Raw genomic sequence first — 26,184 nt, 5'->3', positions numbered from 1 at the left:
GGCACATCAGTGGGTCGGCACAGAAAACCATCGCATTCCAGGATTCGACGGAATTCGGTGATAGTGCTGACCGGCCTCGTCCCCGCCGGTGTCATCGCGGGCGCGACTGCCTACGGCGCCAGCGCCGACATCCCGTTCCTCCAGTCGGTCAACACCGCCAAGGAGACGAACGCGACGCCCGCGGTCGCAGCGCCCCAGCCCACGCCCGCCCCGGCCCCGATCGCCCCGGCCCCGGCTCCCGAACCGGTCGCCGCTCCCCCGGCACCTGCGGAACCCGTCCTGCCCGACAGCTTGAAGGCCGGCGTTCTCGGTGTCCCCGGAATCAACGTCGCCGCCTACAAGAACGCCGAGAGCATGCTCGCCGTCTCCGACCCCGGCTGCGGAATGTACTGGGCGCTGCTCGCCGGCATCGGCCGCGTCGAATCCACCCACGCCAACGACGGGCAGGTGGCACCGGACGGCACGCTGCTCCAGCCCATCCTGGGGCCAGTTCTGGACGGCAGCCTGTCCGGAAACAACGTGATCATGGACACGGACGGCGGTGAGCTCGACGGCAACGCCACCTACGACCGCGCCGTCGGACCCATGCAGTTCCTCCCCCAGACCTGGAAGCGCTACGCCACGGACGGCAACGGAGACGGCAAGGCCGATCCGCAGAATCTGTTCGACAGCGCCGTCACCACCGGAAAGTACCTGTGCGACGGTGGCCTGAACATGCGCGACCCGATTCAGGCGACCAAGGCGATCCTGCGCTACAACAACTCGATGGCCTACGTGGCCAACGTGCTCGCCTGGTCCGTGGGCTACTCCACCGGAATCGCGCCGGTGGCAGCGGACCTGCCGCGCATTCACTGATCCCCACCCGCCTACCATCGACGGTATGGCTGTACCCACGGAAACCGACGTCCGCAGCGCACTCGCGCGCGTGAACGATCCCGAGATTCGCAAGCCCATCACCGACCTCGGGATGGTCAAGAGCATTCGGCTGAGCGAGGACTCCTCGGTCGACGTCGGCATCTACCTCACCACCGCAGCGTGCCCGATGCGGACGGAAATCAGCGAGCGTGTGCGCAAGGCAGTGGCCGACGTGGCCGGTGTCGGCGAGATTCGAGTCGAACTCGACGTCATGAACGACGAGCAGCGCACCGAACTCCGCAAGTCCCTCCGCGGAGATTCCGCGGAACCGGTCATCCCGTTCGCGCAGCCCGGTTCGCTCACCCGCGTGTACGCGGTCGCGTCCGGCAAGGGCGGCGTCGGCAAGTCCAGTGTCACGGTCAACCTCGCTGCCGCCATGGCGGCTCGCGGACTGTCGGTGGGCGTCCTCGACGCCGACATCTACGGGCATTCGGTGCCGAGAATGCTCGGCACCGACGCCAAGCCGACGCAGGTCGAGCGCATGATCATGCCGCCGGTGGCCCACGACGTGAAGATGATCTCCATCGCGCAGTTCACCACCGGCAACACTCCTGTTGTCTGGCGTGGACCCATGCTGCACCGGGCCCTGCAGCAGTTCCTGGCCGACGTGTTCTGGGGCGACCTGGACGTTCTGCTCCTCGACCTTCCCCCGGGCACAGGCGACGTGGCCATCTCCGTCGCTCAGCTCATCCCCGGCGCCGAGATCCTCGTCGTCACCACCCCGCAGCAGGCCGCCGCCGAGGTTGCCGAACGAGCCGGCGCCATCGCGCTGCAGACGCGGCAGCGGGTGGTCGGCGTCGTGGAGAACATGTCCTGGCTCGAACTTCCCGATGGGTCACGGATGGACATCTTCGGGTCCGGCGGTGGACAGGCGGTGTCGGAGCGGCTCACCGTCGCCGTCGGCGCAGAGGTCCCGCTGCTCGGTCAGATTCCCCTGGACACCAAGGTCCGCGAAGCGGGCGACAACGGCGTACCGATCGTGCTCAGCGCGCCGGATTCGCCTGCGTCCGTTGCTCTTCGGGGTGTGGCGGACAAGCTGTCGGTGCGCAGCCGCGGACTCGTGGGAATGTCGCTGGGCATCGACACCACCCGCCACCTCTGAGCCCTGCGCTCAGGTTGCGTCGGAGTCGATCGGCGGGCGTTCACCGGACGAGAGTGACCCGTCCGTCTTCTTCGTCAGATTCGCTGCGCCGGTGCCGTTGGGCGGCGGTGGGGTCGACGTGGGCGGCGTCTGGCCCTTCTCGAAGTTTCCGGTGAAGATCGAATCGTCGCCGTCGAGCAGGTGTTTGGTGATCACGGCACGCGGCGTCATCCCGCGAAGCTGATTGAGATCCGCGAGCGGTTTGCGAAAGTCGTCGAAATCGGTGCCCAGCTCGTCCTTGAGTTGCTGGCTGGCACCGCTGGCGTACTCACGCACCTGGCGCATCGTCTGGGTCACCCAGGTGACCGCGCCGGGCAGCCGCTCCGGACCGAGAATGACGAGTGCTGCGACGAGAAGAACCATCAACTCGCCCCAGCCAATGTTGGCGAACACACCGCAAGACTACGTGGTCGCCACCGACCGCGCCTCAGTCGGAGACGGTGGTGACCGATACGTCCACTACGCGCCCGGACCGCACGAGTTGCACCGGAACGGTCTCGCCGATCGCGCGTTCCTGAACGGCGACGATCAGCTCGTCCGAGCTCGCCACGGTGCGATCCCCCACCTTGGTGATCACGTCACCCTCGACGATCCCGGCCTGCGCAGCGGGGCTTCCCGCCACGACGTTGGCGACCTGAGCACCGCTGATGGCGTCGTTGACCACACTTCGAGCGTTGACGCCGATGGTGGCGTGGCGCATCACGCCGTCCCTGATCAAGGTCTGCGCCACTTGCGTCACGGTGTCGATCGGAATCGCGAAGCCGAGGCCCACGGACCCGCCGCTCTCGCTTCGGATGGCGGAGTTGATCCCGATGACCCGACCCTCGAAGTCGACGAGGGGTCCGCCGGAGTTACCCGGGTTGATGGCCGCGTCGGTCTGGACCGCGTCGATGACGGCGTCGGTGTCGGTGCCCTCACCCGACAGGCTGACGGGGCGGTTCTGCGCGCTGACGATGCCGCTGGTGACCGTTTTGCTCAAACCCAACGGGGAGCCGATCGCCACGACCTCGTCGCCCACCTCGACATCCGACGACGCACCGAGCTGGGCGACGGTCAGGCCGGCCACGTCGGTCTTGATCACGGCGAGGTCGGTCTTCGTGTCGCGGCCGACGATGCGCGCCGGCACCTTGGTCGCGTCGGAGAAGGTGACCGACAGCGTGGCCGACGGGTTGGTCGCCGCCATGGAGATCACGTGATTGTTGGTGACGATGTATCCCGCCGGGTCGATCACCACGCCGGAACCGGTTCCGGCGCCGTCGCCGAACGTCACCTGAATGGAGACGACCGACGGCAGCACCGCCTGCGCGACGCGGGCAACCTGCCCCTCCGGCACATCTCCGGTGTCCTGGGTCAGCGATACGCGTGAGCTGGTGAGCGACCCACCGAGACCGGCGGTGAAACTGCCGACGAGTCCGCCGACCAGCGCGATGATAAGTGCCGCCGCGCCGAGTGCGGCCAAGGCACGCGGCGAGACGCGACCGCCGTACAGAACTTCCCGCACTCCCAGTTTGCGACCGGGTGTGCGCTCCGGTTCCGGATCCTCGGGTGCACCGGGCCGCCCCAGCGTGACGGCGGAATTCGGGTCGCGCCACGGATCCTCCGGCGCGGGCTCCGCGACGGTGGTTCCGGCGGAATCCGGTTCGCGCACAAGCGATTCGCGCACACCCTCGGGCCGCCCGAACGCCTGCTCGAGCACCGGATCGGGTGGTGCGATCGCAATGGAGCCGGACGGAGCGCGGCGCGCAGCGGGAGCGGCGAAGGAACCGTCGACACCGCCGGGGCGCGAAAACGCGCGAGCGGACCGATCGTCGATGGTCGGGCGGTAGACCGGCCGCGGCGGGAGTCTGGGTGGGTCCGCGCGCACCGAGGTCGAGTCGGAAGAGCCACCCTGATCGTCGGAACTCACGCGCGCACGTACTCCCTCATCTGCGGGTACTTCCTGAACCGCAGTCGACTCTACTTGCGGCGGAATCGAGCGCTCACGACGGAGCCGAGTCCGTGCAACCTCGACGTCGGATCACCGAGGGCCCGGTCGTTGGAACCCTGCGGGGTGCAGTGCGGAATCTGGTTGAGGACGCCGAGCAACGAGTGCGGCATGGAGACTTCCGACGACGACCGCAGAAGGCCGCGGGCCTGCTGTTGCGCATCCACCTCGGCCGCGCACGACGGGCACTGGGCAACGTGGTGTGCAGCGCGAAGGTAAGCGTTCATGCGCAATTCGCCGTCGACGTACGCCGCAACGGCCTCACTGGCCAGATGTTCGGTAGGGCTGAACTGACGAGGTTTGCGTGCCTGTGTCATCTCACTCCTCCTCCGATCGAATCCAGCGCTCGACACCTACTAATTTCCCACCTACGAATGTACCGCCGCGTCGCGGTCAGCGTGCGACGTACGACGCGCGGTCCTGGACGCCCTGGTGGGCGGCGAGGTGGTCGCGCAAAGCCTGGCGTCCGCGGTGGATGCGGCTGCGCACGGTTCCGAGCTTCACGCCCAGGGTGGCGCCGATCTCCTCGTACGACAGACCTTCGATGTCACAGAGCACGATGGCGGCGCGGAACTCGGGAGCCAACGAATCGAGTGCAGCCTGCAGCTCGGGGTCGAGGCGCGCGTCGTGGTAGATCTGCTCGGGGTCGGGACGGTCGGACGGCACCCGGTCGTAGTCCTCGGGCAGCGCTTCCATACGGATGCGGTTGCGGCGGCGGACCATGTCCAGGAACAGGTTCGTCGTGATGCGGTGCAGCCAGCCCTCGAACGTTCCCGGCTGGTAGTTCTGCAACGAGCGGAACACGCGGATGAAAGTGTCCTGCGTCAGATCTTCGGCGTCCTGCGCGTTTCCGGACAGGCGGTACGCGAGACGGTAGACGCGATCGCCGTGCTCGCGGACGAGGTCGTCCCACGTCGGCATGGCGGACTGGTCGCCGGTGGCGTCGAACACGGCCGTGCCGGAGAGATCCTCGAAGTCGACATCGGAAGCAGAAGCGGAAGTGGAAGGAACGAGGACGGGCAGGTGTGCGTGTTCGCGCGGGGCATTGATCATGTGGATCGGTGAATCCTCCTACTCGAAGGCCGCTGATGGTCCGTGGCCCGAGGGTCTAGCAATACCCGGTGCAACTGCTCGGAAAACCGGTTTGTTCCTCGACCTGCGCTCGTTCTCGGGAACGGACCACGTCTCGCCTTATCGCGATGCACTGATCATGTCCGACCATGATGTGGCCCGAGTGTGAGCAAGCTGAGCGTGCCCTGAGAATGTTTGCCGGTCGTCGCGATAGCCTCGTGACGTGCCTGCCGACGCCGAGAAGATGCTGTCCTACGCCGAGAACTCCGTCGTCGAGGACGACGTTCTCGTCGCCGCACGCGAGAGGGCCGTCGACCTGGGCGCTGCGCCCGTCCCCCCGGCGGTCGGAGCGGTGCTGTCGATCTTCGCGCAGATGCTCGGGGCGCGCACCGTCGTCGAGGTGGGAACGGGCGCCGGAGTGAGCGGGTTGTGGCTGCTCGACGGCATGCGCAGCGACGGCGTGCTCACCACGATCGACTCCGAACCCGAACACCAGCGGGCGGCGAAGGACGCGTTCAGGGCCGGCGGAATCAGCGCCTCGCGCACCCGGCTGATCAACGGCCGCGCGTCGGACGTGCTGCCCCGGCTCGCGGACGAGGGATACGACCTGGTGTTCGTCGACACCTCGCCCCGCGATCATGTCGCGTTCGTGACCGAGGGCGTGCGGTTGCTGCGCCCCGGAGGCGCGCTGATCCTGCACAATGCGCTCCTCGGCGGACGAGTCGCCGACGCGTCGCAGCGGGACGCCGCCACGATTGCCGTCCGTGCCGCGGCGCGGCAGGTGGCCGAGGACGAGCGGCTGACCCCGGTGCTGCTCCCGCTGGGCGACGGTCTGCTGTGCGCGTCGCGGGTGAACGAGGGCTAGCGGCCCGTCAGGCTCTCAGATCCAGACGCCCTTGCCGACGGCGACCACGCCACCGGCCGACACGGCGAACCGTTCCTTGTCGCGTTCGAGGTCGACACCGATGATCTCGCCGTCGCCGACCACCACGTTCTTGTCCAGGATGGCGTTGCGCACGACGGCGTTCTTGCCGATCCGTACCCCTGGCATGATGACGCTGCCCTCGACCGTGGCACCGGCGTCGATCATGACCGACGAACTCAGGACCGAATTACGGACCGTGGCCGCGGACAGGATGGAGCCCGCACCGACGATGGATTCCTGCGCGAGGCCGCCCTGCACGAACTTGGCCGGGGCGAGGTTCTCCGCGGCACCGCGGATGGGCCAGCGCTTGTTGTAGAGGTTGAAGATCGGGTGCACCGACACCAGGTCCATGTGCGCGTCGTAGAACGCGTCGAGGGTTCCGACGTCGCGCCAGTAGCCCTTGTCCCGCTCGGTGGCGCCCGGAACCACGTTGTCCTTGAAGTCGTACACCGACGCCATGCCAGCCTCGACGAGAGCGGGAATGATGTTGCCGCCCATGTCGTGATCGGAGTCGGTGTTCTCCGAGTCGGCACGAATCGTGTCGACGAGAACCTTGGTGGTGAAGACGTAGTTGCCCATGGACGCAAAGGTCATCGTGGGATCGTCCGGAGTGCCCGGCGGATCGGCCGGCTTCTCGAGGAACTGCGTGATGTTTCCCGACGCGTCGGAGTCGATGCAGCCGAACGCCGAAGCCTCTTCACGCGGCACGCGAATACCGGCGACGGTGACTCCTGCGCCCGAGTCGATGTGCTGCTGCACCATCTGCTCCGGGTCCATTCGGTACACGTGATCAGCACCGAAAACGACGATGTACTCGGGATCTTCGTCGTAGACCAGGTTCATCGACTGGAAGATCGCGTCCGCACTGCCGGTGTACCACCGGGGGCCGAGACGCTGCTGCGCCGGAACCGGCGTGATGTATTCACCACCGAAGCCCGACAGTCTCCACGTCTGAGAGATGTGGCGGTCCAACGAATGCGACTTGTACTGAGTCAGTACGCACAAACGTAGGTAGCCGGCGTTGACGAGATTGCTCAGCACGAAATCGATCAACCGGTAAGCGCCACCGAACGGGACTGCGGGTTTTGCCCGGTCCGCCGTCATCGGATACAGGCGTTTGCCCTCGCCACCGGCGAGCACGATTCCGAGCACATGCGGCTGGGTCCTCACATCTGACAACCTATCCGTTTCGAGCGGCCCGCGTCGGATATAGCCCGACACGGACCGAGAAGCGTTACGTTTCTACGCATGCGAGTCGCCATGATGACCAAGGAATACCCGCCCGAGATCTATGGCGGTGCAGGAGTTCACGTTACCCAGCTCGTCGATCGTCTTCGGCATCTCTGCGACGTCGACGTGCACTGCATGGGCGCCCCCCGCGACACCGCAACCGTGCATCAGCCGGACCCGGCGCTCGACGGCGCGAACTCGGCACTCGTCACGCTCAGTACGGAACTTCGGATGGCGGCGGCAGCCGACGGAGCCGACGTGGTGCATTCGCACACCTGGTACACCGGACTCGCCGGCCATCTTGCGGGCGAGCTGTTCGGCGTTCCGCACGTGCTCACCGCGCACTCGCTCGAGCCGCGCCGGCCGTGGAAAGCCGAACAACTCGGCGGCGGTTACCGCATCTCGTCGTGGTCCGAACGCAACGCCATGGAGTTCGCCGACGCCGTCATCGCGGTGAGCGACGGCATGAAACTCGATGTGCTGGACTGCTATCCCGGCATCGACCCCGCCCGAGTGCACGTGGTGCGCAACGGAATCGACACCGACGTCTGGCACGCCGGCGGACCGGCCGACCCGTCCGCGTCCTCGCTGCGCACCATCGGCGTCGACCCGTCGGCTCCGATCGTCGCGTTCGTCGGACGGATCACGCGGCAGAAGGGCGTCGGCCACCTCGTGGCCGCGGCGCACCACTTCGACCCGTCGATTCAGCTTGTTCTCTGCGCGGGCGCGCCCGACACCCCCGAGATCGCGGCGGAGACCGAACGCGCCGTCGCGGAGCTCTCGGACAAGCGCGGCAACGTCTTCTGGGTCAGGGAGATGCTCCCCACGGAGCAGGTTCGCGAAATACTCTCGGCGGCAACCGTATTCGTCTGCCCTTCGGTCTACGAGCCGCTCGGCATCGTCAATCTCGAAGCGATGGCCTGCGAAACGGCCGTCGTGGCGTCCGACGTGGGAGGCATTCCCGAGGTGGTCGCGGACGGTTCCACGGGCACCCTGGTTCACTACGACGCGTCCGACACCGCCACCTTCGAACGCGACCTCGCCGACGCCGTCAACTCTCTCGCAGCGGACACCACGACCGCCGAGAAGATGGGCGTCGCCGGACGCGAGCGTGCCGTGGCGGAATTCTCCTGGGAATCCATCGCGCAGCAGACCGTCGAGGTCTACGAGCAGGCTCGCTCGTAGACGACTTCTCAGCGCAGGGCTTTACAGAACGGCGTAGGGCTTTACAGAACGGCGTACACCCCGACCACCACCGAGACCGTAACCGAGAACGGATCGGGCAGGGCCGCAATCCGTTCGGACCACTGGGCGGGTGAGGCGTGCCGCGCGGACGGCCCCATCGCCACCGCGCCTTCGATCGACCGGTGATCCATCGGCACCGTGAAGCTCACGGGTCGGCGAGAGATCCGTTCGAAGACCCCGGACATGGAATCGCCCAAGCGCCGGCTCTTGTCGGCGTCGACGCGAATGAGCCCGAGTGCGGACACCAGTTCTTCGAGGTGATGATCGGTCGGAGTGAGCACCACCAGACGTCCGTCGTCGGTCAGGACGCGGCGCAGCTCGGACGTGTTGCGCGGGGAGAACACCGACGTGACCACGTCGACCGCTCCGGAGCGGACCGGAAGTTGTTGCCACACGTCGGCCACCACCGACGCGATGCGCGGATGCGCTCGCGCGGCCCGCCGGGCGGCAGGCTTGGACACGTCGATACCGAGCCCGATCGTGTCCGCCGAGGTGTCCAGAATGCGCGCCAGATAATGACCGGTTCCGGCGCCCACGTCGAGCACGCTGCGCACGGCGGGCGCGTCCGCGACGGCGTCGGCGACCGCGTCCATCAGCGGGTCGTAGTGACCGGCGTTCAGGAAGTCGTCGCGGGCCGCGATCATGTCGGGCGAATCGCCCACGATCTTCCCCGCGGACCCCGGGAGCAGACTGACGTACCCCTGCCGGGCCACGTCGAACGTGTGCCCGCGCTCGCAGACCAGTTCCCTGGCGCGCGCGTCGTCGGAATCGAGTTCGAGATCGCCGCCGCAGTGCGGACACGCGAGCAGGTCCACCGCGTCGGCTAACACTGGTCACCGAGTTCGGCCAAGAACAAACCCCACCGACCGCGAACGGTCGGTGGGGTTTCGTCGATCCGGTGTGCCGTCAGCCGGTCACACCCTTCAACTCGTCTCCCAGCGCTGCTGCCTCATCGGGTGTCAGTTCGACGACCAGACGTCCTCCACCCTCGAGTGGAACCCTCATGACGATTCCTCGTCCTTCTTTGGTTGCCTCGAGGGGACCGTCCCCGGTCCGGGGCTTCATGGCCGCCATTCGCTGCTCCCTCCAAATCTGCGCGAACCTGCTCTGCGCCTCGGCTCCTGCTGTTTTCTCTCCCGTCGACGCGCGACGAGGTCCTGGACAACCATTCTTCCCTATCCTCTTACGGGCCGGGAATCGGACTGCCGCTTGCGCTCGGCGGGACCCAACAATCGGCGACGTGCTCGTCGATCATTCCCGTGGCCTGCATCAGTGCGTGCGCGGTCGTGGGACCCACGAAGCGGAAACCCCGACGCTTGAGATCCTTTGCCATGGCGGTGGATTCGGCCGAGATGGCCTGCACGCCGTCCGCCGCCTCCGGACGAGGTCTCGGCGGATCGGGTGCGAACGACCACAGCAGGGTGTCGAGGTCGGTGCCCTCCAGGTCCAGCACCGCCCGAGCGTTGTTCACGGCCGCGTCGATCTTCGCGCGGTTGCGCACGATGGACGCGTCCGCCATCAGCCGTGCGGTATCGGCCTCGGTGAACCGGGCAACCGCGTCGGGGTCGAACCCGGCGAACGCAGACCGAAACGACTCTCGTTTGCGCAGAATCGTGATCCACGACAGGCCCGACTGGAACGCCTCGAGACAAATTCGTTCGAAGAGCGCGTCCCGTCCGTGCACCGGCCGTCCCCACTCGTAGTCGTGGTAATCGCGGTTCAGCTCGTCGGCCGGTCCGCCGGTCCCCGTCGCCCAACTACACCGCACGCGCCCGTCGTCGGTCACGACGTCGGCTCCGATCCACGCTCGCCGTCCGCATCGGGAGTAGGCGCACCCACTCGCTCCTCGAGATCCCTGAGCCTGATGCGCAGCGAGTCGATCTCGGTGGCCACCCGGTCCAGTGCCCAGTCGACCTCCGCGGAGTCGTACCCCCGCAGATCGACCTGGAACTTCAGGGCCCGAACGTCCCGCCCGGTGACCCCGGACGCCGGAAGCGCCGTCGCCGTGGTGCCGGGAGGAAGCGGTTCGAGTTCTTCACCCCGCCCGAACACCGCGGAGGCGACGAAGAACAGCACCGCCGCCACCACGGCGATCACGACGACGTAGGTCAGAACCGTCAGCATGGGTCGATCTTGTCACGCCGAGCTGTTTCAGGGCCGCAGCGTCTGCATCGGTGGCCGGTCGAGAAGCGAGACCTCCGTAACGGCCGGAACGAAGTCGTCCCCGTCGAGAACGAACTGCGTCAGTCCGGCGCCCGAGTCCGCGATTCCCGCTCGACTGAGCATGGTCCCGACGATCTGCCGGCTCATCGCACCGAGCTCCACGAGAGGGCGGTTGCGATGCTTGCGCACACCGAGATTCACCTGACCCACCGCTTGAATCCCGAGCTTGTCGTAGGTGTCCATCAGCAAACCGATCTCGACTCCGTAGCCCGGAGCGAACGGCACCGAGGTGAGCAGCTCGCGGGTCCCGGCGTACTCGCCGCCGAGCGGCTGAATGATCTGCCCGAGTTCCGGACGCAACGCCGCCAGCAGCGGACGCGCGACCAACTCGGTGACCCGGCCTCCGCCGTGCGCCTCCGACGATCCCGCGAGCGGGCGTCGGTAGTACGCCTTCACCAGGTGGATACCGTCGCCGGTCAGCATCGGACCGAGAAGCTTGGGCACGAACATCGGGTCCGGATCGATGAGATCGGAGTCGACGAACGCGACCACGTCACCGGTCGTCGCGGCGAGCGAGCGCCACAGAACCTCACCCTTGCCCGGCGCCGGAGCCACCTCGGGTACGGCTTCCTCCCGCGACACCACACGAGCGCCGGCGGCGCGCGCACGCTTGGCCGTTCGATCGGTCGAGCCGGAGTCGAGGACGACGAGCTCGTCGACGATCACTCCCACCAACGGGGAGATCGAGTCGATCACGGACGCGACCGTGTCCTCTTCGTTCAGAGCGGGTAGCACCACGGACACCGTGCGGGTGCCCTTGGCGAGCCGAAGCTCCTCCACGGTCCACCAGGGGTCGTCCCACCGGCGTGCCTCTCGAACGGTCATGGAGTCGATCTCGGCGAGCGTCATGCGAGCCCCCGTACCGAACGCGACGGCGCCCTGGTCCCGGCGATCGCTGCGACCATGTCCACGACCCGTCTAGTCGCCGCCACCTCGTGCACTCGGAACATCCGTGCACCCTGTGCGGCAGCCAATGCTGTTGCGGCCAACGTTCCCTCCAACCGTTCGGCGAGTCCTACACCCAGAGTCTCCCCGATGAAGTCCTTGTTGCTCAGCGCCATCAGGACTGGCCATCCGGTGTTTACAAGACTGTCGACGCGACGCAACAGTTCGAGCCCGTGGAAGGTGTTTTTACCGAAATCGTGGGTCGGATCGATCAGAATTCCGTCGCGGCGCACCCCGATGTCGGCGGCGCTCTGCGCCGCACGCGTCACTTCCGACAGGACGTCGGCGACCACGTCGTCGTAGCGGACGCGGTGCGGTCTGGTCCGGGGAATCGCTCCGCCGGTGTGCGAACAGACGATGCCGGCGCCCATCTCGGCGGCCACGTGGACGAGCTCGGGGTCCGCTCCGGCCCAGGTGTCGTTGATCAGGTCGGCACCCTCGGCGCACGCCTCACGGGCCACCTCGCCGCGCCAGGTGTCCACGCTGATGACCAGATCCGGATGCGCGGCGCGAATGGCGGCGACGAACGGAACGACCCGGCGCGCCTCCTCGGCGGCGTCCACCGTCGCTCCGGGACCGGCCTTCACCCCGCCGATGTCGACGACGTCGGCGCCCTCGTCCACTGCCCGGTGCACCGAGGACATGGCGGCCTCGTCGGTGAAGTTGGCGCCGCCGTCGTAGAAGGAGTCGGGCGTTCGGTTGACGATCGCCATCACCAGCGCCCGGTCGGTGGCGACCGGGCGGCCGCAGAACGTGTCCGCCGGAGTCACAGCTGTCATGACACCAGCTTGCCAAAACTCAGTTCTTGGGCAGCTTCCCGGCTCCCACGGCCTCGACGTACTCGTCGTACACGGGTACGTAGCCCTTCGACTTGCCCTCGAGCACGTAGAGGTCGCCCTCCGCGTCCGCGTCGTACCCGATCTTGCGCAGCTCGACCTTCTTGCTCTTGAAGGTGGAGGTGGCCTCGAGGGAGTCGACGACGCGGATGAACAGCGGAACCGCGTACGCGGGAAGGGACTTGTAGGCGGCAGCGGCGAAGGACTTGCCGTCGAAGGACTTGCCGCTGCGCAACGTCACCGCCGCCATGCCGGCCTTGCCGTCCGCGTTCGGGATGTCGACGCCGTACACGACGGCCTGATCGACGTCGGGGTGCGAGTTGAGCGTGCCCTCGACCTGGGTGGTCGCGACGTTCTCGCCCTTCCAGCGGAAGGTGTCACCGAGCCGGTCCACGAACGCGACGTGCCGGAAACCCTGCTGCCGCACCAGGTCTCCGGTGTCGAACCAGCAGTCACCGTCCTCGAAGCCGTCGGTGAGCAGCTTCTTCTTGGTGGCTTCCTCGTCGGAGTACCCGTCGAACGGTGCACGGTCGGTGATCTTCGACAGCAGCAGGCCGACGTCGCCCTTCGAGACCTTGCGCAGGCGTCCCGAATTGTCGCGCTTGGCCTTGCCGGTCTCGTCGTCGTACTCCACGACGGCGTACGGCAGGGGGCAGAAGCCGGCGGTGCGGTCGATGTTGAAGGCGTTGATGAACGCGATGTTGCACTCGCTGGCGCCGTAGAACTCGGCGACGCGTTCGATACCGAACCGGCCGGTGAATTCCTTCCAGATCTCCGGGCGCAGTCCGTTCCCGACGATCAGGCGGATGGTGTTGTCCTTGTCGTCCGGCTTCTCGTCCTGGGTCAGCAGGTAGCGGCAGAGCTCACCGATGTAGGTGAATGCGGTCGCCTGGTTCTCGCGGACGTCCTTCCAGAAGTTCGACACCGAGAACTGCCGACCGATCGCGAGTGTGGCGCCCGAGGACAGCACCGACGAGAGCGAGACCGTCAGTGCGTTGTTGTGATAGAGCGGCAGGCAGCAGTAGAGGACGTCGTCCTTGCGCAGGCGCACACCCATGCTGCCGAGTCCCGACATCGACTTGAGCCAGCGGAAGTGGCTCATCAGGCTGGCCTTCGGCATGCCGGTGGTGCCGGAGGTGAAGATGTAGAACGCTTTTTCCTTCGCCTGGATCTCCGTCGTGGCGGCCGGGTTCTCGGCGCTTGCGGAGGCAGCCTTCTCGTCGAGCTCGTCGGCGTGCAGGATCACCTTCTCCGGCAGCGCCTCGTCCAGCGACTCGAGCGCCTCCACGCACTCGGGATCCACGACGAGGACCCGCGAGTCGAGAATTCCGAGGCTGTGGTCGAGTACCTCGCCGCGCTGGTTGAAGTTCAGCATCCCGGCGGTCGCGCCCAGCTTCACGGCGGCGAGCGCGACGAGGAGCGTGCGCATCGAGTTCTTGGCGAGCACGCCGACGACGTCGCCGCGCTGCACGCCCCGATCGGTGAGGACGCTCGCGTAGCGGTTCACCAGGTCGTTCGCCTGCCCGTAGGTCAGGGTGTCACCCTCGAAACGGACGAACGGATGGTCCGGCGTCTTGGCCGCGACCCGCTGGAAGATGTGTCCGATGGATTCCTTGTCGTCGGGCTTGCGCAGCAGACCCGGCACACCGCGGAGCACGCTCGGCAGAGCCGTGGTCATTCTCGGCAGCGTTGTGGCGATCTCCAACAATCCGACCTTGTGACGAGCCTCGGCACCCATACGAATTCCTCCCCTGGCGAGCCGGCTACGTCCGGACCGGCTGTGACAATGCTTACCTTACTGATTGGTAATGTTCACCGTTCGCACTGGCCCACACGCATCGAGCGCGGCAGTCACGTCGGCGGTGGTCACGAGACGATCCAGCGAGGCGGCGGAGACGAATCCGGTTCCGACGAGCGAGCGCAACCACGCGAACAACGGCTCGAAATGGTTGGTCGGGTCCAGGATCACCACCGGTTTGTCGTGCATTCCGAGATAGCCCGACGTCCAGGTCTCGAAGAGTTCTTCGAGTGTTCCGATTCCGCCAGGCAGCGTGATGAACGCGTCCGCGCGGTCGTCCATAATCTGTTTGCGCTCGCGCATTGTGGCGGTGACGACCAGCTCGTCCGCGTCGACGTCGGCCACCTCGCGATCCACGAGTGCGGTCGGGATGACGCCGACGGTGTTGCCGCCGGCGGCGCGAGTGGCGCGGGCGACCGCCCCCATCATCGACACGTTTCCGCCGCCCGAGACGAGGTGCCACCCGCGTCGGCCGATCTCCTCCCCCACCGCGGTCGCCAGGTCGAGGTACTGCTGATCGACGGGACCGGAGGCGCAGTAGACGCAGACGGTCCACGTCGTGCCGACAGGTTCGGTCATGACGGATCACCGTGGACCCGTGCAGCAGCGTCGTCCTCGCGACGCGCCGCAGCGATGGCCGCGAGTGCGTCCTCGACGCTGTCGGTGCACTGGAGCAACTCGACATCGCCGGGCGAGACCGTCCCGCGCTCCACCAGCGTTCCGCGAATCCAGTCGAGCAGTCCACTCCAGTAGGACGTGCCCAGCAGAATGATCGGGAAGCGCGTCACCTTGCGGGTCTGCACCAGAGTGAGCGCCTCGAACAGCTCGTCCAGAGTGCCGAAGCCGCCCGGCAGACAGACGAACGCCTGCGAGTACTTGACGAACATCGTCTTGCGGACGAAGAAGTAGCGGAAGTTCACACCCAGATCGACCCAGTCGTTCAGGCCCTGCTCGAACGGCAATTCGATGCCGAGGCCCACGGAGAAGCCTCCGGCCTCGCTCGCCCCGCGGTTCGCCGCTTCCATCGCCCCCGGGCCGCCGCCGGTGATGACGGCGTAGCCGGCCTTGGCGAGTTCGCCGCCGAGGTGTCGTCCGAGCTCGTACTCGGGCGAGTCGACGGGAGTTCGGGCCGACCCGAAGACCGTGACGGCACTGGGCATTTCGGCCAGAGCGCCGAAGCCTTCGACGAATTCGCTCTGAATGCGCAGCACGCGCCACGGGTCGGTGTGCAGCCAGTCGCTCGGCCCTCGCGAATCCAGCAGACGCTGGTCCGTGGTCGTGTCCTCGCGACGACGGCGATCCATGATCGGCCCGCGGTAGTTGGTGGTAGGTCGATCCGGATGCGGTCCCATGCGCACGAGATTAGTCAGCTCAGATAACGCCGTAACACCTCGGTCACGTCGGTGATCTGCTGGACCGGGACGTGTTCGTTCCGTTTGTGCGCGAGGTTGGGATCTCCCGGCCCGTAGTTGACGGCCGGAATCCCCAACGCGGAGAAGCGCGAGACGTCGGTCCACCCGTACTTGGCCCGGAAGGCTCCCCCGGCCGCGTCGATCAGCGCCGCGGCGGGCGGAGCGGTGAGACCGGGGAGGGCGCCCGGCGCGGAGTCGGTGACCTCGAACTCGACCGGTAGCCCGTCGAAGACGGTACGGACGTGGTCGACGGCGGTGTCCACCGATCGGTCCGGCGCGAAGCGGAAGTTGACGTCGACCTGCGCTTCGTCGGGCACGACGTTGCCCGCAACTCCGCCACTGACCCGAACTGCTTGCAGCCCTTCGCGATACACGCATCCGTCGATGTCCACCGAGCGCGCCTCGTACGCGGCGAGTCGCTCGAACACACCGCCGAGCTTGTGAACGGCGTTGTCTCCCAGCCACGATCGCGCCGAGTGCGCCCGCGTTCCGCGGGCGGTGAGCCGCACCCGAAGCGTGCCCTGACACCCGGCCTCGATGTATCCACCCGACGGTTCGCCCAGGATGGCGACGTCCGCTGCCAACCAGCCGGGCATCTCGCGCTCGATCCGGCCGAGCCCGTTGGCCGACGCCTCGATCTCCTCGCAGTCGTAGAAGACCAAGGTGATGTCCGCGTTCGGCTCCGCGACGGTGGCGGCGAGGTGCAGGAACACCGCGTCGCCGGATTTCATGTCGACGGTCCCGCACCCGTGCAGGATGTCCCCGTCGCGCCGCGACGGAACGTTGTCGGCGATCGGCACCGTGTCCAGATGCCCCGCGAGCATCACGCGCGTGGGCAGCCCGCGGTTGGTCCGCGCGAGAACGCAGTGCCCGTCGCGGACGATCTCGAAGCCGGAAGTCTGTTCTCGCAGCGCCGATTCGACGGCATCTGCGATCGTGGCCTCGTCCCGGCTCACACTCGGAATGTCGACCAGTGCCGCGGTCAGGTCGATGGGGTCGGCGTGCAGGTCGAGTGCAGTCACGAAATCCGAGTTTACGTGCCGCACGGTGTACGAATGAGTCATGCGGATCTTCTTCACCGGCGGCAGCGGCAAAGCCGGACAACACGTGGTCGCGTTTCTCGCCGAGCAGGGCCACCACGTCACCAATGCCGATCTCGTCGGACTCGGACATCCTGACGTCTCCGACCTCGCCGTCGATCTCACCGACGCCGGCGAGGTGTACTCGGCGCTGGCGGGTCTGGCGACTCTGGACGAACTCGAGCTGCCGAGCGTGCCGTCGTACGACGCGGTGGTGCATTTCGCAGCCATCCCCCGGATCGGTCTTCGCAGCGACTCCTCCACCTACGCCACCAACGTGCTCAGCACTTACAACGTGCTCGAGGCGGCCACCCGGCTCGGCGTTCGCAAGGTCGTGTTCGCGTCCTCCGAGACCACCTACGGCATCTGCTTCGCACAGGGAGAGCGTCGTCCGCAGTACGTGCCTGTCGACGAAGAGCACCCCACGGTGCCGGAGGACTCGTACGCGATGTCCAAGGTCGCGGGCGAAGTGACGGCACGGTCGTTCGCGGCCCGCTCCGGTGCCGACGTCTACGGCCTGCGCATCAACAACGTCATCGAACCGCACGAGTACGCCGAGATGTTTCCGCCCTTTCTCGAGGACCCGGCACTTCGCCGTCGCAACCTGTTCGCCTACATCGACACCCGCGACCTGGGGCAGATGGTGCAACGTTGCCTCGAGACGGACGATCTGGGCTACCAGGTCTTCAACGTGGCGAACGCCGACATGTCGGTGGCGGCCACCACGTCCGAGGTGATCGACCGTTTCTACCCCGACGTGGAGGTGCGGCGCGAGATGGGCCGCGACGAGACGTTCTACTCGATCGCCAAGGCGCGCGATCTGCTGGGCTTCGAGCCGCAGCACACCTGGCGAGACGAGTTGGCCGACCCGGGCGCCTGACATAGGCTCTTCACCCGTGACCACAGGCGCATCGGCAGTCGGCATTGCACACATCACGACCTCGGGCGTCGTACTCGACACCTGGTATCCCGCGCCCGAACTCGGCTCGTTCTCGGACGCCGGCACCGTTCGCCTGCAGGGTGACGACATCCCGGCCGAGCTGCGCGACCTGGTCGGGCCCGACGATGCGCGCGACCTCGAGAAGGTTGCCGTCCGCACCACCATCGCCTCGCTCGAGGACGCCCCGACCGACGCGCACGACGTCTACCTGCGCCTGCACCTTCTCTCGCATCGCCTCGTCGAGCCGCACGGGGTGAACCTGGACGGCCAGTTCGGGTTGCTGGCGAACGTGGTGTGGACCAACTTCGGGCCGGCCGCGGTCGAGGGCTTCGAGGCGACGCGCGCCAAGCTGCGCGCCCGCGGACACGTCACCGTGCTGAGCGTCGACAAGTTCCCGCGACTGGTGGACTACGTGGTGCCCACGGGAGTACGCATCGGTGACGCCGATCGTGTACGCCTCGGCGCGCATCTCGCGAGCGGCACCACCGTCATGCACGAGGGCTTCGTGAACTTCAACGCCGGCACGCTCGGCAACTCCATGGTCGAGGGCCGCATCTCCGCGGGCGTCGTGGTCGCCGACGGTTCGGACGTCGGCGGCGGCGCGTCCATCATGGGCACGCTGTCCGGCGGCGGCAAGACCGTGATCTCCGTCGGCGAGCGGTGCCTCCTCGGCGCCAACGCGGGCGTCGGAATTTCGCTCGGCGACGACTGCGTGGTCGAGGCGGGCCTGTACATCACCGCCGGCACCAAGGTCACCGGTCCCGACGGCACCGTCGTCAAGGCAGCCGATCTGAGCGGCAACAGCAACCTGCTCTTCCGCCGCAACTCCGTCTCCGGCACCGTCGAGGTCGTTCCGTGGAAGGGCACCGGCGTCGAACTCAACGCCGCCCTGCACAAGAACGACTAGCCGGGCATCGTGATCGCGGCGAGACGCTCGCCGATGAACTCGCCCGTGACCACCGGCGGCAGACCGTCCACCGAGCCGATCGGCGGCCGCAGCGCCTCGACGACCGCGTCGTGGTTGAGCTCGTAGAAGAAGATCAGCGAGACCAGGTCCTCTTCCGGCGCACCGGGTTGCGGCGGTAGAACGCGGTGCCGTCCCGACGGCCACCGGCGTCCGCTCCAGTATTCGAGGAGATCGCCGATGTTGACGGTGAGCGCGTCCTCCTCGAACGGCGCGTCCTCCCATCCCCCGTCGTCGGTGTAGACCTGCAACCCGCCCGCGCCGGGCTCGCGGTCGAGGATCGTCACCGTGCCGAAGTCGGTGTGGGGACCGATACGGAACTGGCCGGGCTCCGGTTCGCCGACCTCCGTCATCGGTGGGTAGTGGTTGACGTTGCGGGTCCAGGTCGACCGATCGGCCAGTGCGGCAAAGGGATCGGCGTCACCGTCAGGGCTGCGGTAAACATCTCGAGAAGCTCGTCGGCGAGCGCCTGCATTTCGGTGGTGTACTGCGTGAGCAGCGTCCTCATGCGCTCGACCTCGGCCGGCCAGACGTTGGGCGGAAACCACACGGCGTCGACCGCGGGATCTCCACTGACCGTCTGCGCCCCGACGGCGAAGGTCTCCTTGAGATCGGGCGGCGTCTCGGTGCCTTCGGCGTATCCGTTCGCTTCGAGGCCCGGCCCGATCCATCCTCGACCCCCGACGACGGCCGCGTACCGCTGCTTCACCTCGGTGGGCAGGGCAAAGAAGTCACGGCAGGCGGCGCGCACGTCCCGGCCCAGACCGGGCGTGACTCCGTGTCCGGTGACCAGGAGGAAACCGGCCCGGCGCAGACCGTCGTCGACCGCGGCGCCGACCTCCTCGGGACGGCGGCGCCACTGCTGCATGTCGACGGTCGTGACGGCGCTCATTCGGCCACACCGATGTCCTCGTTCCACAGAACTGGTTGCGCTGCAACGAATTCCGTCATCATCTGGACACACCTCTCGTCGTCCACCACCGTCACCTCGACTCCGGCCGACCGCAACCAGTCGATGCCGCCGTCGAAGGTCCGGTTCTCCCCCACCACCAGCGACCCGATGCCGAACTGGCGGACCAGACCACTGCAGTACCAACACGGAGCCAGGGTGGTCACCATGGTGGTCGACCGGTAGTCGCGCTGGCGGCCGGCGGCGCGGAAGGCGTCGGTTTCGGCATGAATGGACGGGTCATCGTTCTGCACCCGTCGGTTGTGACCCCGACCGAGGAGGGTGCCGTCGGCCGCGAACAGCGCGGCGCCGATGGGGATGCCGCCTTCACGCAGCCCCGTCTCCGCTTCGGCCCGCGCCACCTCCAACATCTTTTCGGGTGTCATCGAGATTCCTGGTGCGACACGGATTTTCCGGCAAGAGCGACGTAGACGACCGCGGCGACGACGAATCCGACGAAGAAGGTGATGTCCCCCAGCTCGGGAAACGCACGTACGGCGTAGCCGACGAATCGTTCCTGGTTCGAGAACAACAGAACCGAGACCACCAGCGCGACGACGAAGGCGGTGAAGCCTCCCCAGTTCGAGTACGTCTTGTCGTAGAGGAAGCCCGCGATGTGTTTGCCGCGGCGCAGGTACTGGTCGACGAGAACCACGCCGAGCCAGGGGCCGATCCAGTAGGCGACGACGAGGAGGAACGCCTCGTAGCTCGCCGCGGCATCGGCGAGCGCCCACCAGGCGACGAGGAAACCGAGGACGCCGAAGCCGACCACCACAACCGCGCGCTGCGTCTTCACCGGCAGCGCGAACCCGATGGTGGTGAACGCCATGGCACCGGAATAGACGTTGAGGGCGTTGGCCGCGACGGCGCCGATCGCGATGGCGAGGAGGGTCAGATCACCCAGGAGTGTCGGCAGGTTGGAGGTGAAGGCGTCCGTCGGGTTGTCGGATGCGGCGGGTCCGATCGTCACCGACGCGGCGCCGACGAGTTCGAGAGCGACGCACGAGACGAACAACCCGGCCGACGCGAACAGCCCGGTGCGGTGCCGGTTGGTGTCGGCGGGGAGGTAGCGGGTGTAGTCGGCCGCGTACGGCGTCCAGCCGGCGGCGTACCCGAACGCGGTCCCCACCGTCAGCAGGAACCCGCCCATTCCGCCGACTCCGTCGGGCACGGCCGCGGCGCCGGGATCGGACTTGCTCAGAATCACCACTGCCGTCACGGCGAACACCACGGCGAGAACGGGGAAGGCGAACTTCTCGAATGCCTGCACGAGGTTGTGGCCGAAGAACGCGAACGCGGTCTGCGCGAGGACGACGATGACAAGGGACGGCAATGGGCCGAGACCGAACAGCGTGCTCAGTGCGAAGGCACCGCTGACGCTGTTGGTGGCGAACCAGCCGACCCCGCACATGATCGACATGAACGCCGCCGGAAGGGCATTGCCTCGGTACCCGAAACCCAACCGCCCGAGCACCATCTGCGGAACTCCGTGCAGCGGTCCGCGGGCGGAGAGCACGTAGTGAGCTGCCGCTCCCAGGCCCGTTCCCACGGCCAGACCGAGGACGGCTTGCCAGAACGTCATGCCGTAGACGGCCACCGCGAGAACACCGACGAAGATCGTCGCGAACTCGAGGTTGGGCGAGGTCCACGTCCAGAAGAGTTGCCGGGGCCGACCGTGTCGGTGCTCGGCGGAGATCGGTTCGTTCCCACCCGGCTCGACCGCGATGACGCGGGTGCCGTACTCGCCGTGGGCGGTGTCCATCGAAGTCATCGAATCATCATCGGACACCGCACCCGACGCCGCTCACCGAAATCGGGCGTATCGCCCGAGTAAATCAGGTGCCGAGGATGGACCGTACGAGCTGTTCGAGCGTCTCGCCCGGCTTCCACTCGGGGTACGCCGATGCGGGCGGCTGCACCCGCGTCAGATCCACGCCGCCGAGGACTGCCTGCACGTCCTGGTTCTGCTCGTCCGGACCACTGAGAGTGATGGCCGCAACCGCGAATCCAGGGCCGATCGACGCCGATGCCACCGCGGTGGAAATGTCGTCCGCCCATCCCCATTTGGTGCCCTGCACGCCGACGAGCTGCGAGGTGCCCCAGTTCTGGACGGTTCCGTCGGACGCAACCGGCTCGGCCGCGGCCATCCACCCCGGAATCGGGCTGTCGGGGTGCAGTGCCCGCAGACGCTGGAGGAACGTCACCAGATCGGCGGCGCTGGTGTACGAGTCGCCCCAGAAGGATCCCCGCGTCGTGGACGTCAGGCCGTACTCGGTTGCGATGTCGTCGATCGCCGACGGGTACTTGCTGTCGAGCTGCGATGCGTCGTAGTCGTCGCTCGAGATCACCATCTGCTGCGCGAGATCGCGGTCCTCCGCCGACCCGTCACCGCGGCGCAGGGCGTAGTCCGCGATGAACAGCTTGACCTCCGACAGACCGGGCCGGGCCTCGGCCGCATTCGGTGTCTCGATGCGCGTTCCTGCGCAGTCGAGCACGAGTGCGGTGCGTTCCGGCACAACGGCGAAATCGGCGGGCAGCGCCGGAGCGGCTGCAGGTTGCGCCGGCGCAGCAGTGGGCTGTGCGGATGCCGCAGGATTCGCGCCGAGCACGAGGAGTGCGGAGAGCCCCACGATCACGGCGAGACGGCGCGTTCCGGAGAGGGGTGTTCTCATCGTGATTGTTCTCCGAGCGATTCGAGCAGCTGACGATCAGCCGTAATTTCAAAGTAATGGAACTTTGAACTTCTGGCGAACCGGGTCAACCGAGGCGCGACTTCTGCACCTTGCCCATCGCGTTGCGCGGAAGTGACTGCACCGACCTGATTTCGCGCGGCCGCTTGTGCACGGAGAGCCGCGAGGCGACGTGGTCGATCAGCTCCTGCTCGACCACGTTCTCGCCCACGACGTACGCCACGATGCGCTGACCCAGATCCGGATCCGGCACACCGATCACCGCGACCTCGCGCACCGACGGGTGACCGAGCAGTTCCGTCTCCACCTCGCCGGCGCCGACTCGAAACCCGCCGGTCTTGATCAGATCCGTCGATTCACGTCCCACGATGCGGTGGAAACCATCGGGGTCGATCACCGCGACGTCGCCGGTGACGAACCATCCGTCGTCCGTCGTGGACTTCGCGGTCGCGTCGGGATTGTTCAGGTAGCCCTCGAACAGCATCGGCCCCCGGACCTGAAGTGCGCCGATGCTCTGGCCGTCGCGCGGCACGTCGTTGCCCGCCTCGTCGCGCAGTCGAGTCTCGACCCCGCGCACCGGAAGGCCGACCCAGCCTGGGCGGCGCTCGCCGTCGGCGCGCGTACTGACCGTGATCAACGTCTCGCTCATGCCGTACCGCTCGATGGGCGCGAGCCCGGTGAGTTCGGACAGCTTCTCGAACACCGGAACCGGGAGTGCCGCGCTGCCGGAGACCAGCAGTCGGGCGCTTCGCAGACTCCGGGCTGCGTCGGGATCGTCGGCGATGCGCGACCAGACGGTGGGAACGCCGAAATACATCGTGCCGCGCGCCGACGCGTAGTTCTCGGGTGTGGGCTTCACCGTGTGGATCACGCGAGAGCCGATGCGGAGCGGGCCCAGGATTCCGAGGATCAGGCCGTGCACGTGATAGAGCGGAAGTCCGTGCACCAGAACGTCGTTGGCCGTCCATGCCCACGCCTCCGCGAGCGCGTCGAGGCCCGCCTCGATGGCTCCGCGGCTGAGCAGCACGCCCTTGGGCGGGCCGGTGGTCCCCGAGGTGTAGAGAACGAAAGCCGTTGTCGTGACCGGCGGTTCGGGGTAGGAGTGCCACGACCGGGCGTGAAGCCGTACCGGCACGGTGGGCACCCCACCGTCGTGTTCCGGCGCGGGTCCCAGCCACGCCTGCGCCCCGGAGTCGGACAGAATGTGGTCCAGCTCGGCGGGCCCGGAATCCGGCGGGACCGGCACCACCGGAACTCCCGCGATGAGGGCACCGATCACAGCGATCACGGTGGAGACCGTGGGTCGAGCCAGCACGGCCACACGCTGCGCGCCCATGATGCGCTCGGCCACCGATGTGGCGGCGCCGAGAACGTCACTACGCGAGAGAACCTCGTCGCCGACGGTGACCGCGTCGTCGATGTCGTCTCCGCGGGCGACCGTGTACGAGTTCAGAGACCGAAGAAGCACGTCAGAAGTGTGTCACGACGCCAGCAGAGCGGACTCCTCGCCGTCGGCGCACGTGCACCCTCCGGCGACGGCCGAGCAGTCGACCACGAAGACGTGGCGTACTGCCTGCAGCTCCACACACGCCTCGTCGGTGCACTCCACGACGCGAGTCGAGTGAACGATCAATGTTCCGTGGCAATGATCGACGGCTGCGGCGCATTCGTGGCACGTCATGACCTCGGTAGTACTCATGACCTCAGTAGTACCACCGGTCACAGACAAGATCAGAGAAGCAAAAGCACCAGTGTGGCGACGGAGGCGCCCGCGAGCATGGCGATCACCAGTACCGCGGCGACGATCTTGATGCCCGACCTGGACGTGGCCACCGTCGTCGGCCACTCGCGGAAGGCCTCGACGTCGACGCCGTCCTGCTCGAAGAAGTGCATTTCGCCGGGCGGTTCCCAGTCCTGGCCGCCGGCGCGCACTCGCGAGCCCAGCACGGCCAGACGCTGACGGGCACGAGGCGGGTATGCCGACGACGGCGCGCGGATCGGCAGTGCGTGCGCCAGCGCGAGCGGGTCCGGATAAGCGGAGCTCAGCGCCCGCAGCGCCCGCAGCACGTCGGGATCGTCGTCGGAGCGGTTCGTCAGGAACCAGGCCGCACCCGCGGCGGGGAGATCGTCCATCGCCAGGTACGCGTAGCCGAGGAGGTCCAGCGCTCCCTGCGACGCCGGTTCCTGTTCCAGGACGGAACTGAGCCGGTTTCGAGCTCGCCACGGCTCACCGCACGCGATGTCTTCCTGCGCCCGATCCAGTGCACCCACGCCGACTGTCCTCAGTTCGTGCTGAGCCGGGCGACCGCTGCGTCGATGCGCTCGTCCGTCGCGGTCAGCGCGATGCGCACGTGCTTCGATCCACGCGGCCCGTAGAACTCGCCGGGCGCGACGAGGATGCCGCGCTCGGCGAACCAGGCCACAGTGTCGCGGCAGGGCTCACCGCGCGTCGCCCACAGGTACAGGCCCGCCTCGGAGTGGTCGATCGTGAAGCCGGCTGCGGCGACGGCGGCGTGCAGCAACTCGCGGCGCCGGCGGTAGCGCTCGCGCTGTTCGCTCTCGTGCTCGTCGTCCGACAGAGCGGCAGTCATGGCGACTTGAACGGGGTAGGGCACCATCATGCCCGCGTGCTTGCGCACGGCGAGAAGCTCGGCGACGAGGGATCGATCTCCGGTGACGAATCCGGCCCGATAGCTCGCCAAGTTGGATGTCTTCGACAGCGAGTGGACGGCGAGCAGGCCCGTGACGTCGCCGCCGCACACCCGCGGGTCGAGAATCGACACAGCCGGGCCGTCCCAGCTCAGGCCGAGGTAGCACTCGTCCGAGACGACGATGGTGCCTCGTTCGCGGGCCCATTCGACGACCTTGCGCAGGTGCGCCTCACCTAGCACCTGCCCGGTCGGGTTGGACGGCGAGTTGACGAAGATCAGCGACGCAGTCTCTGGGCCGAGACCGGCGGTGCTGTCGGATCGGGTCACGCGTGACCCGGCAAGCAGCGCACCGACCTCGTAGGTGGGATACGCCAGCTCGGGAATCACCACCAGGTCGTCGGCGCCGAAACCGAGCAGAGTCGGCAGCCACGCGATCATTTCCTTGGTGCCGATGGCCGGGAGAACGGCGTCCTCTGCAAGACCGGTGATGCCGTAGCGCCGTTCGAGCGCTGAGACCGCGGCGGCGCGCAGGGCCGGCGTCCCCGCGGTGACGGGGTATCCCGGCTCGGCGGAGGCGCGATCGAGCGCGTCGCGAATGACGGGGGCGACGGGATCGACCGGAGTCCCCACCGACAGGTTCACGATGCCGTCGGGATGCGACGCGGCCGTCGCCTGCACGTCGGCGAGCGAATCCCACGGGAAGTCCGGTAGACCGGCTGCCCGCGGGATCCGGCCCGTTGTTGCGACCGGCAAGGTCAGCTCTCACCCATCGGCGGCAGAGCCTTGATGAAGGGCGGGTCGTAGTCGGTCTTGCCGACCTTGGCTGCGCCGCCCGGGGACCCCAGATCGTCGAAGAAGTCGACGTTGGCGCCGACGTACGCGGACCACTGATCGGGAACGTCGTCCTCGTAGAAGATCGCCTCGACGGGGCACACCGGCTCGCACGCGCCGCAGTCCACACACTCGTCGGGGTGGATGTACAGCATGCGGCCGCCCTCGTAGATGCAGTCGACAGGGCATTCCTCGATGCATGCCTTGTCGAGAACATCGACGCACGGTTCTGCAATCGTGTAGGGCACTGGTGTCTCCTTGACCTTTCTCGGGGCTCGTGGGGCGAGCAGGTACTACCCGAACCGAAGCTCAAGTATCACCCGGCTACCGCCCCGTTTTGCGCTGAGGGTGCCCT

29 protein-coding genes and 1 pseudogene are annotated in these 26,184 nt (G+C 67.3%); 6 read left to right on the top strand and 24 right to left on the bottom strand.

Translation table 11 applies throughout. The features are described from left to right. Positions 1-9 precede the first annotated feature (9 nt). Entirely contained in the window at positions 10-855 is an 846-nt protein-coding gene (locus AC59JP_RS18520; RefSeq protein ID WP_497327282.1) for a lytic transglycosylase domain-containing protein, read from the top strand. 25 nt (positions 856-880) lie between these two features. Beyond that, a complete protein-coding gene (locus AC59JP_RS18515; protein WP_497327281.1) occupies positions 881-2,017 on the top strand; it encodes an Mrp/NBP35 family ATP-binding protein in 1,137 nt (378 codons plus the stop codon). Between the two features lie 9 nt (positions 2,018-2,026). Here the strand turns inward: AC59JP_RS18515 and tatB are convergent, their stop codons facing one another. The 4 genes from tatB to sigE all read right to left on the bottom strand — a co-directional run bounded on the left by tatB (position 2,027) and on the right by sigE (position 5,093). Next, positions 2,027-2,449: a Sec-independent protein translocase protein TatB gene (gene tatB / locus AC59JP_RS18510; RefSeq protein WP_497327280.1), complete on the bottom strand. Its 423-nt coding sequence runs from the start codon at positions 2,447-2,449 to the stop codon at positions 2,027-2,029. Positions 2,450-2,483: 34 nt separating this feature from the next. Then, entirely contained in the window at positions 2,484-3,962 is a 1,479-nt protein-coding gene (locus AC59JP_RS18505; RefSeq protein ID WP_497327279.1) for a S1C family serine protease, read from the bottom strand. A gap of 50 nt (positions 3,963-4,012) precedes the next feature. After that, a complete protein-coding gene (locus tag AC59JP_RS18500) occupies positions 4,013-4,357 on the bottom strand; it encodes a hypothetical protein (protein ID WP_497327278.1) in 345 nt (114 codons plus the stop codon). Between the two features lie 76 nt (positions 4,358-4,433). Further along, on the bottom strand, positions 4,434-5,093 hold the full coding sequence (gene sigE / locus AC59JP_RS18495; RefSeq protein WP_497327277.1) for an RNA polymerase sigma factor SigE: 660 nt from the start codon (positions 5,091-5,093) through the stop codon (positions 4,434-4,436). A gap of 262 nt (positions 5,094-5,355) precedes the next feature. On the opposite strand from sigE, the gene AC59JP_RS18490 reads away from it, so the two are divergent. Beyond that, on the top strand, positions 5,356-5,976 hold the full coding sequence (locus AC59JP_RS18490; RefSeq protein WP_497327649.1) for an O-methyltransferase: 621 nt from the start codon (positions 5,356-5,358) through the stop codon (positions 5,974-5,976). Positions 5,977-5,991: 15 nt separating this feature from the next. Here the strand turns inward: AC59JP_RS18490 and glgC are convergent, their stop codons facing one another. Beyond that, positions 5,992-7,206, bottom strand: a complete 1,215-nt coding sequence (gene glgC / locus AC59JP_RS18485; RefSeq protein WP_497327276.1) for a glucose-1-phosphate adenylyltransferase — start codon at positions 7,204-7,206, stop codon at positions 5,992-5,994. Between the two features lie 78 nt (positions 7,207-7,284). On the opposite strand from glgC, the gene glgA reads away from it, so the two are divergent. Then, entirely contained in the window at positions 7,285-8,451 is a 1,167-nt protein-coding gene (gene glgA, locus AC59JP_RS18480; RefSeq protein ID WP_497327275.1) for a glycogen synthase, read from the top strand. A gap of 41 nt (positions 8,452-8,492) precedes the next feature. Here the strand turns inward: glgA and AC59JP_RS18475 are convergent, their stop codons facing one another. From AC59JP_RS18475 to dapE, 10 genes are all read right to left on the bottom strand, one after another. Beyond that, positions 8,493-9,341: a methyltransferase domain-containing protein gene (locus tag AC59JP_RS18475; protein ID WP_497327274.1), complete on the bottom strand. Its 849-nt coding sequence runs from the start codon at positions 9,339-9,341 to the stop codon at positions 8,493-8,495. Positions 9,342-9,417: 76 nt separating this feature from the next. Beyond that, positions 9,418-9,585, bottom strand: a complete 168-nt coding sequence (locus tag AC59JP_RS18470; protein ID WP_008714277.1) for a DUF3117 domain-containing protein — start codon at positions 9,583-9,585, stop codon at positions 9,418-9,420. 109 nt (positions 9,586-9,694) lie between these two features. Then, positions 9,695-10,297 (bottom strand): DNA-3-methyladenine glycosylase I, encoded by a 603-nt coding sequence (locus AC59JP_RS18465; protein ID WP_497327273.1) that lies wholly within the window; start codon positions 10,295-10,297, stop codon positions 9,695-9,697. Next, on the bottom strand, positions 10,294-10,635 hold the full coding sequence (locus AC59JP_RS18460; protein WP_497327272.1) for a DivIVA domain-containing protein: 342 nt from the start codon (positions 10,633-10,635) through the stop codon (positions 10,294-10,296). Before AC59JP_RS18460 ends, AC59JP_RS18465 begins: the two co-directional genes overlap by 4 nt. Before the next feature lie 27 nt (positions 10,636-10,662). Further along, positions 10,663-11,583 carry a glucosyl-3-phosphoglycerate synthase gene (locus AC59JP_RS18455; RefSeq protein ID WP_497327271.1) on the bottom strand — a complete coding sequence of 307 codons (921 nt, stop codon included), beginning with the start codon at positions 11,581-11,583 and terminating at the stop codon, positions 10,663-10,665. Beyond that, positions 11,580-12,458 carry a dihydropteroate synthase gene (folP, locus tag AC59JP_RS18450; protein ID WP_497327270.1) on the bottom strand — a complete coding sequence of 293 codons (879 nt, stop codon included), beginning with the start codon at positions 12,456-12,458 and terminating at the stop codon, positions 11,580-11,582. Before folP ends, AC59JP_RS18455 begins: the two co-directional genes overlap by 4 nt. 19 nt (positions 12,459-12,477) lie before the next feature. Then, on the bottom strand, positions 12,478-14,253 hold the full coding sequence (locus AC59JP_RS18445; protein ID WP_497327269.1) for a long-chain-acyl-CoA synthetase: 1,776 nt from the start codon (positions 14,251-14,253) through the stop codon (positions 12,478-12,480). A gap of 57 nt (positions 14,254-14,310) precedes the next feature. Continuing rightward, positions 14,311-14,892, bottom strand: a complete 582-nt coding sequence (locus AC59JP_RS18440; RefSeq protein ID WP_497327268.1) for an LOG family protein — start codon at positions 14,890-14,892, stop codon at positions 14,311-14,313. Beyond that, positions 14,889-15,665: an LOG family protein gene (locus AC59JP_RS18435; protein WP_497327267.1), complete on the bottom strand. Its 777-nt coding sequence runs from the start codon at positions 15,663-15,665 to the stop codon at positions 14,889-14,891. The genes AC59JP_RS18440 and AC59JP_RS18435 overlap by 4 nt, the downstream gene beginning before the upstream one ends. A gap of 14 nt (positions 15,666-15,679) precedes the next feature. Continuing rightward, complete coding sequence (dapE, locus tag AC59JP_RS18430) at positions 15,680-16,789, bottom strand: succinyl-diaminopimelate desuccinylase (protein ID WP_497327266.1); 1,110 nt, start codon at positions 16,787-16,789, stop codon at positions 15,680-15,682. Here dapE and AC59JP_RS18425 point away from each other — a divergent pair. Together AC59JP_RS18425 and dapD are read left to right on the top strand one after the other, a co-directional pair. Then, positions 16,788-17,684, top strand: coding sequence for an NAD-dependent epimerase/dehydratase family protein (locus AC59JP_RS18425; protein ID WP_497327265.1), 897 nt, complete (start codon positions 16,788-16,790; stop codon positions 17,682-17,684). The genes dapE and AC59JP_RS18425 overlap by 2 nt on opposite strands. Before the next feature lie 16 nt (positions 17,685-17,700). Beyond that, positions 17,701-18,651, top strand: coding sequence for a 2,3,4,5-tetrahydropyridine-2,6-dicarboxylate N-succinyltransferase (gene dapD, locus AC59JP_RS18420; RefSeq protein WP_497327264.1), 951 nt, complete (start codon positions 17,701-17,703; stop codon positions 18,649-18,651). Here the strand turns inward: dapD and AC59JP_RS18415 are convergent. The 9 genes and pseudogenes from AC59JP_RS18415 to fdxA form a co-directional block, all read right to left on the bottom strand. Continuing rightward, a pseudogene (locus AC59JP_RS18415) lies at positions 18,648-19,600 on the bottom strand (isopenicillin N synthase family dioxygenase). The gene dapD and the pseudogene AC59JP_RS18415 sit on opposite strands and share 4 nt — an antisense overlap. Then, complete coding sequence (locus tag AC59JP_RS18410) at positions 19,597-20,043, bottom strand: nucleoside deaminase (protein WP_497327263.1); 447 nt, start codon at positions 20,041-20,043, stop codon at positions 19,597-19,599. The pseudogene AC59JP_RS18415 and the gene AC59JP_RS18410 overlap by 4 nt, the downstream one beginning before the upstream one ends. Further along, the gene (locus tag AC59JP_RS18405; protein ID WP_497327262.1) at positions 20,040-21,428 is read right to left on the bottom strand and encodes a purine-cytosine permease family protein; all 1,389 of its coding nucleotides are present in this window, start codon (positions 21,426-21,428) and stop codon (positions 20,040-20,042) included. Before AC59JP_RS18405 ends, AC59JP_RS18410 begins: the two co-directional genes overlap by 4 nt. Positions 21,429-21,492: 64 nt before the next feature. After that, the gene (locus AC59JP_RS18400; protein WP_497327261.1) at positions 21,493-22,329 is read right to left on the bottom strand and encodes a hypothetical protein; all 837 of its coding nucleotides are present in this window, start codon (positions 22,327-22,329) and stop codon (positions 21,493-21,495) included. A gap of 85 nt (positions 22,330-22,414) precedes the next feature. Then, positions 22,415-23,815, bottom strand: coding sequence for an acyl-CoA synthetase (locus tag AC59JP_RS18395; protein WP_497327260.1), 1,401 nt, complete (start codon positions 23,813-23,815; stop codon positions 22,415-22,417). A 12-nt stretch (positions 23,816-23,827) separates the two neighbouring features. Next, positions 23,828-24,046: a hypothetical protein gene (locus AC59JP_RS18390; protein ID WP_497327259.1), complete on the bottom strand. Its 219-nt coding sequence runs from the start codon at positions 24,044-24,046 to the stop codon at positions 23,828-23,830. 32 nt (positions 24,047-24,078) lie between these two features. Next, on the bottom strand, positions 24,079-24,618 hold the full coding sequence (locus AC59JP_RS18385; RefSeq protein ID WP_497327258.1) for a DUF6584 family protein: 540 nt from the start codon (positions 24,616-24,618) through the stop codon (positions 24,079-24,081). Positions 24,619-24,629: 11 nt separating this feature from the next. Then, positions 24,630-25,751, bottom strand: coding sequence for a succinyldiaminopimelate transaminase (dapC, locus tag AC59JP_RS18380; protein WP_497327257.1), 1,122 nt, complete (start codon positions 25,749-25,751; stop codon positions 24,630-24,632). Between the two features lie 2 nt (positions 25,752-25,753). Then, on the bottom strand, positions 25,754-26,077 hold the full coding sequence (gene fdxA / locus AC59JP_RS18375; protein ID WP_497327256.1) for a ferredoxin: 324 nt from the start codon (positions 26,075-26,077) through the stop codon (positions 25,754-25,756). Positions 26,078-26,184: the final 107 nt, after the last annotated feature.

Source organism: Rhodococcus sp. 320_ES (assembly GCF_059691855.1).
This window is presented reverse-complemented; position numbering and strand designations above follow the sequence as displayed.

Excerpts from the sequence above, each read along its gene's own strand:
- AC59JP_RS18515 (WP_497327281.1), top strand. The coding sequence starts at position 881 with ATGGCTGTACCCACGGAAACCGACGTCCGCAGCGCACTCGCGCGCGTG.
- AC59JP_RS18500 (WP_497327278.1), bottom strand. The coding sequence starts at position 4,357 with ATGACACAGGCACGCAAACCTCGTCAGTTCAGCCCTACCGAACATCTG.
- sigE (WP_497327277.1), bottom strand. The coding sequence starts at position 5,093 with ATGATCAATGCCCCGCGCGAACACGCACACCTGCCCGTCCTCGTTCCT.
- AC59JP_RS18490 (WP_497327649.1), top strand. The coding sequence starts at position 5,356 with ATGCTGTCCTACGCCGAGAACTCCGTCGTCGAGGACGACGTTCTCGTC.
- glgA (WP_497327275.1), top strand. The coding sequence starts at position 7,285 with ATGCGAGTCGCCATGATGACCAAGGAATACCCGCCCGAGATCTATGGC.
- AC59JP_RS18470 (WP_008714277.1), bottom strand. The coding sequence starts at position 9,585 with ATGGCGGCCATGAAGCCCCGGACCGGGGACGGTCCCCTCGAGGCAACC.
- AC59JP_RS18460 (WP_497327272.1), bottom strand. The coding sequence starts at position 10,635 with ATGCTGACGGTTCTGACCTACGTCGTCGTGATCGCCGTGGTGGCGGCG.
- AC59JP_RS18455 (WP_497327271.1), bottom strand. The coding sequence starts at position 11,583 with ATGACGCTCGCCGAGATCGACTCCATGACCGTTCGAGAGGCACGCCGG.
- folP (WP_497327270.1), bottom strand. The coding sequence starts at position 12,458 with ATGACAGCTGTGACTCCGGCGGACACGTTCTGCGGCCGCCCGGTCGCC.
- AC59JP_RS18445 (WP_497327269.1), bottom strand. The coding sequence starts at position 14,253 with ATGGGTGCCGAGGCTCGTCACAAGGTCGGATTGTTGGAGATCGCCACA.
- AC59JP_RS18440 (WP_497327268.1), bottom strand. The coding sequence starts at position 14,892 with ATGACCGAACCTGTCGGCACGACGTGGACCGTCTGCGTCTACTGCGCC.
- AC59JP_RS18435 (WP_497327267.1), bottom strand. The coding sequence starts at position 15,665 with ATGGGACCGCATCCGGATCGACCTACCACCAACTACCGCGGGCCGATC.
- AC59JP_RS18425 (WP_497327265.1), top strand. The coding sequence starts at position 16,788 with ATGCGGATCTTCTTCACCGGCGGCAGCGGCAAAGCCGGACAACACGTG.
- dapE (WP_497327266.1), bottom strand. The coding sequence starts at position 16,789 with ATGACTCATTCGTACACCGTGCGGCACGTAAACTCGGATTTCGTGACT.
- AC59JP_RS18410 (WP_497327263.1), bottom strand. The coding sequence starts at position 20,043 with ATGACACCCGAAAAGATGTTGGAGGTGGCGCGGGCCGAAGCGGAGACG.
- AC59JP_RS18405 (WP_497327262.1), bottom strand. The coding sequence starts at position 21,428 with ATGACTTCGATGGACACCGCCCACGGCGAGTACGGCACCCGCGTCATC.
- AC59JP_RS18400 (WP_497327261.1), bottom strand. The coding sequence starts at position 22,329 with ATGAGAACACCCCTCTCCGGAACGCGCCGTCTCGCCGTGATCGTGGGG.
- AC59JP_RS18390 (WP_497327259.1), bottom strand. The coding sequence starts at position 24,046 with ATGAGTACTACCGAGGTCATGACGTGCCACGAATGCGCCGCAGCCGTC.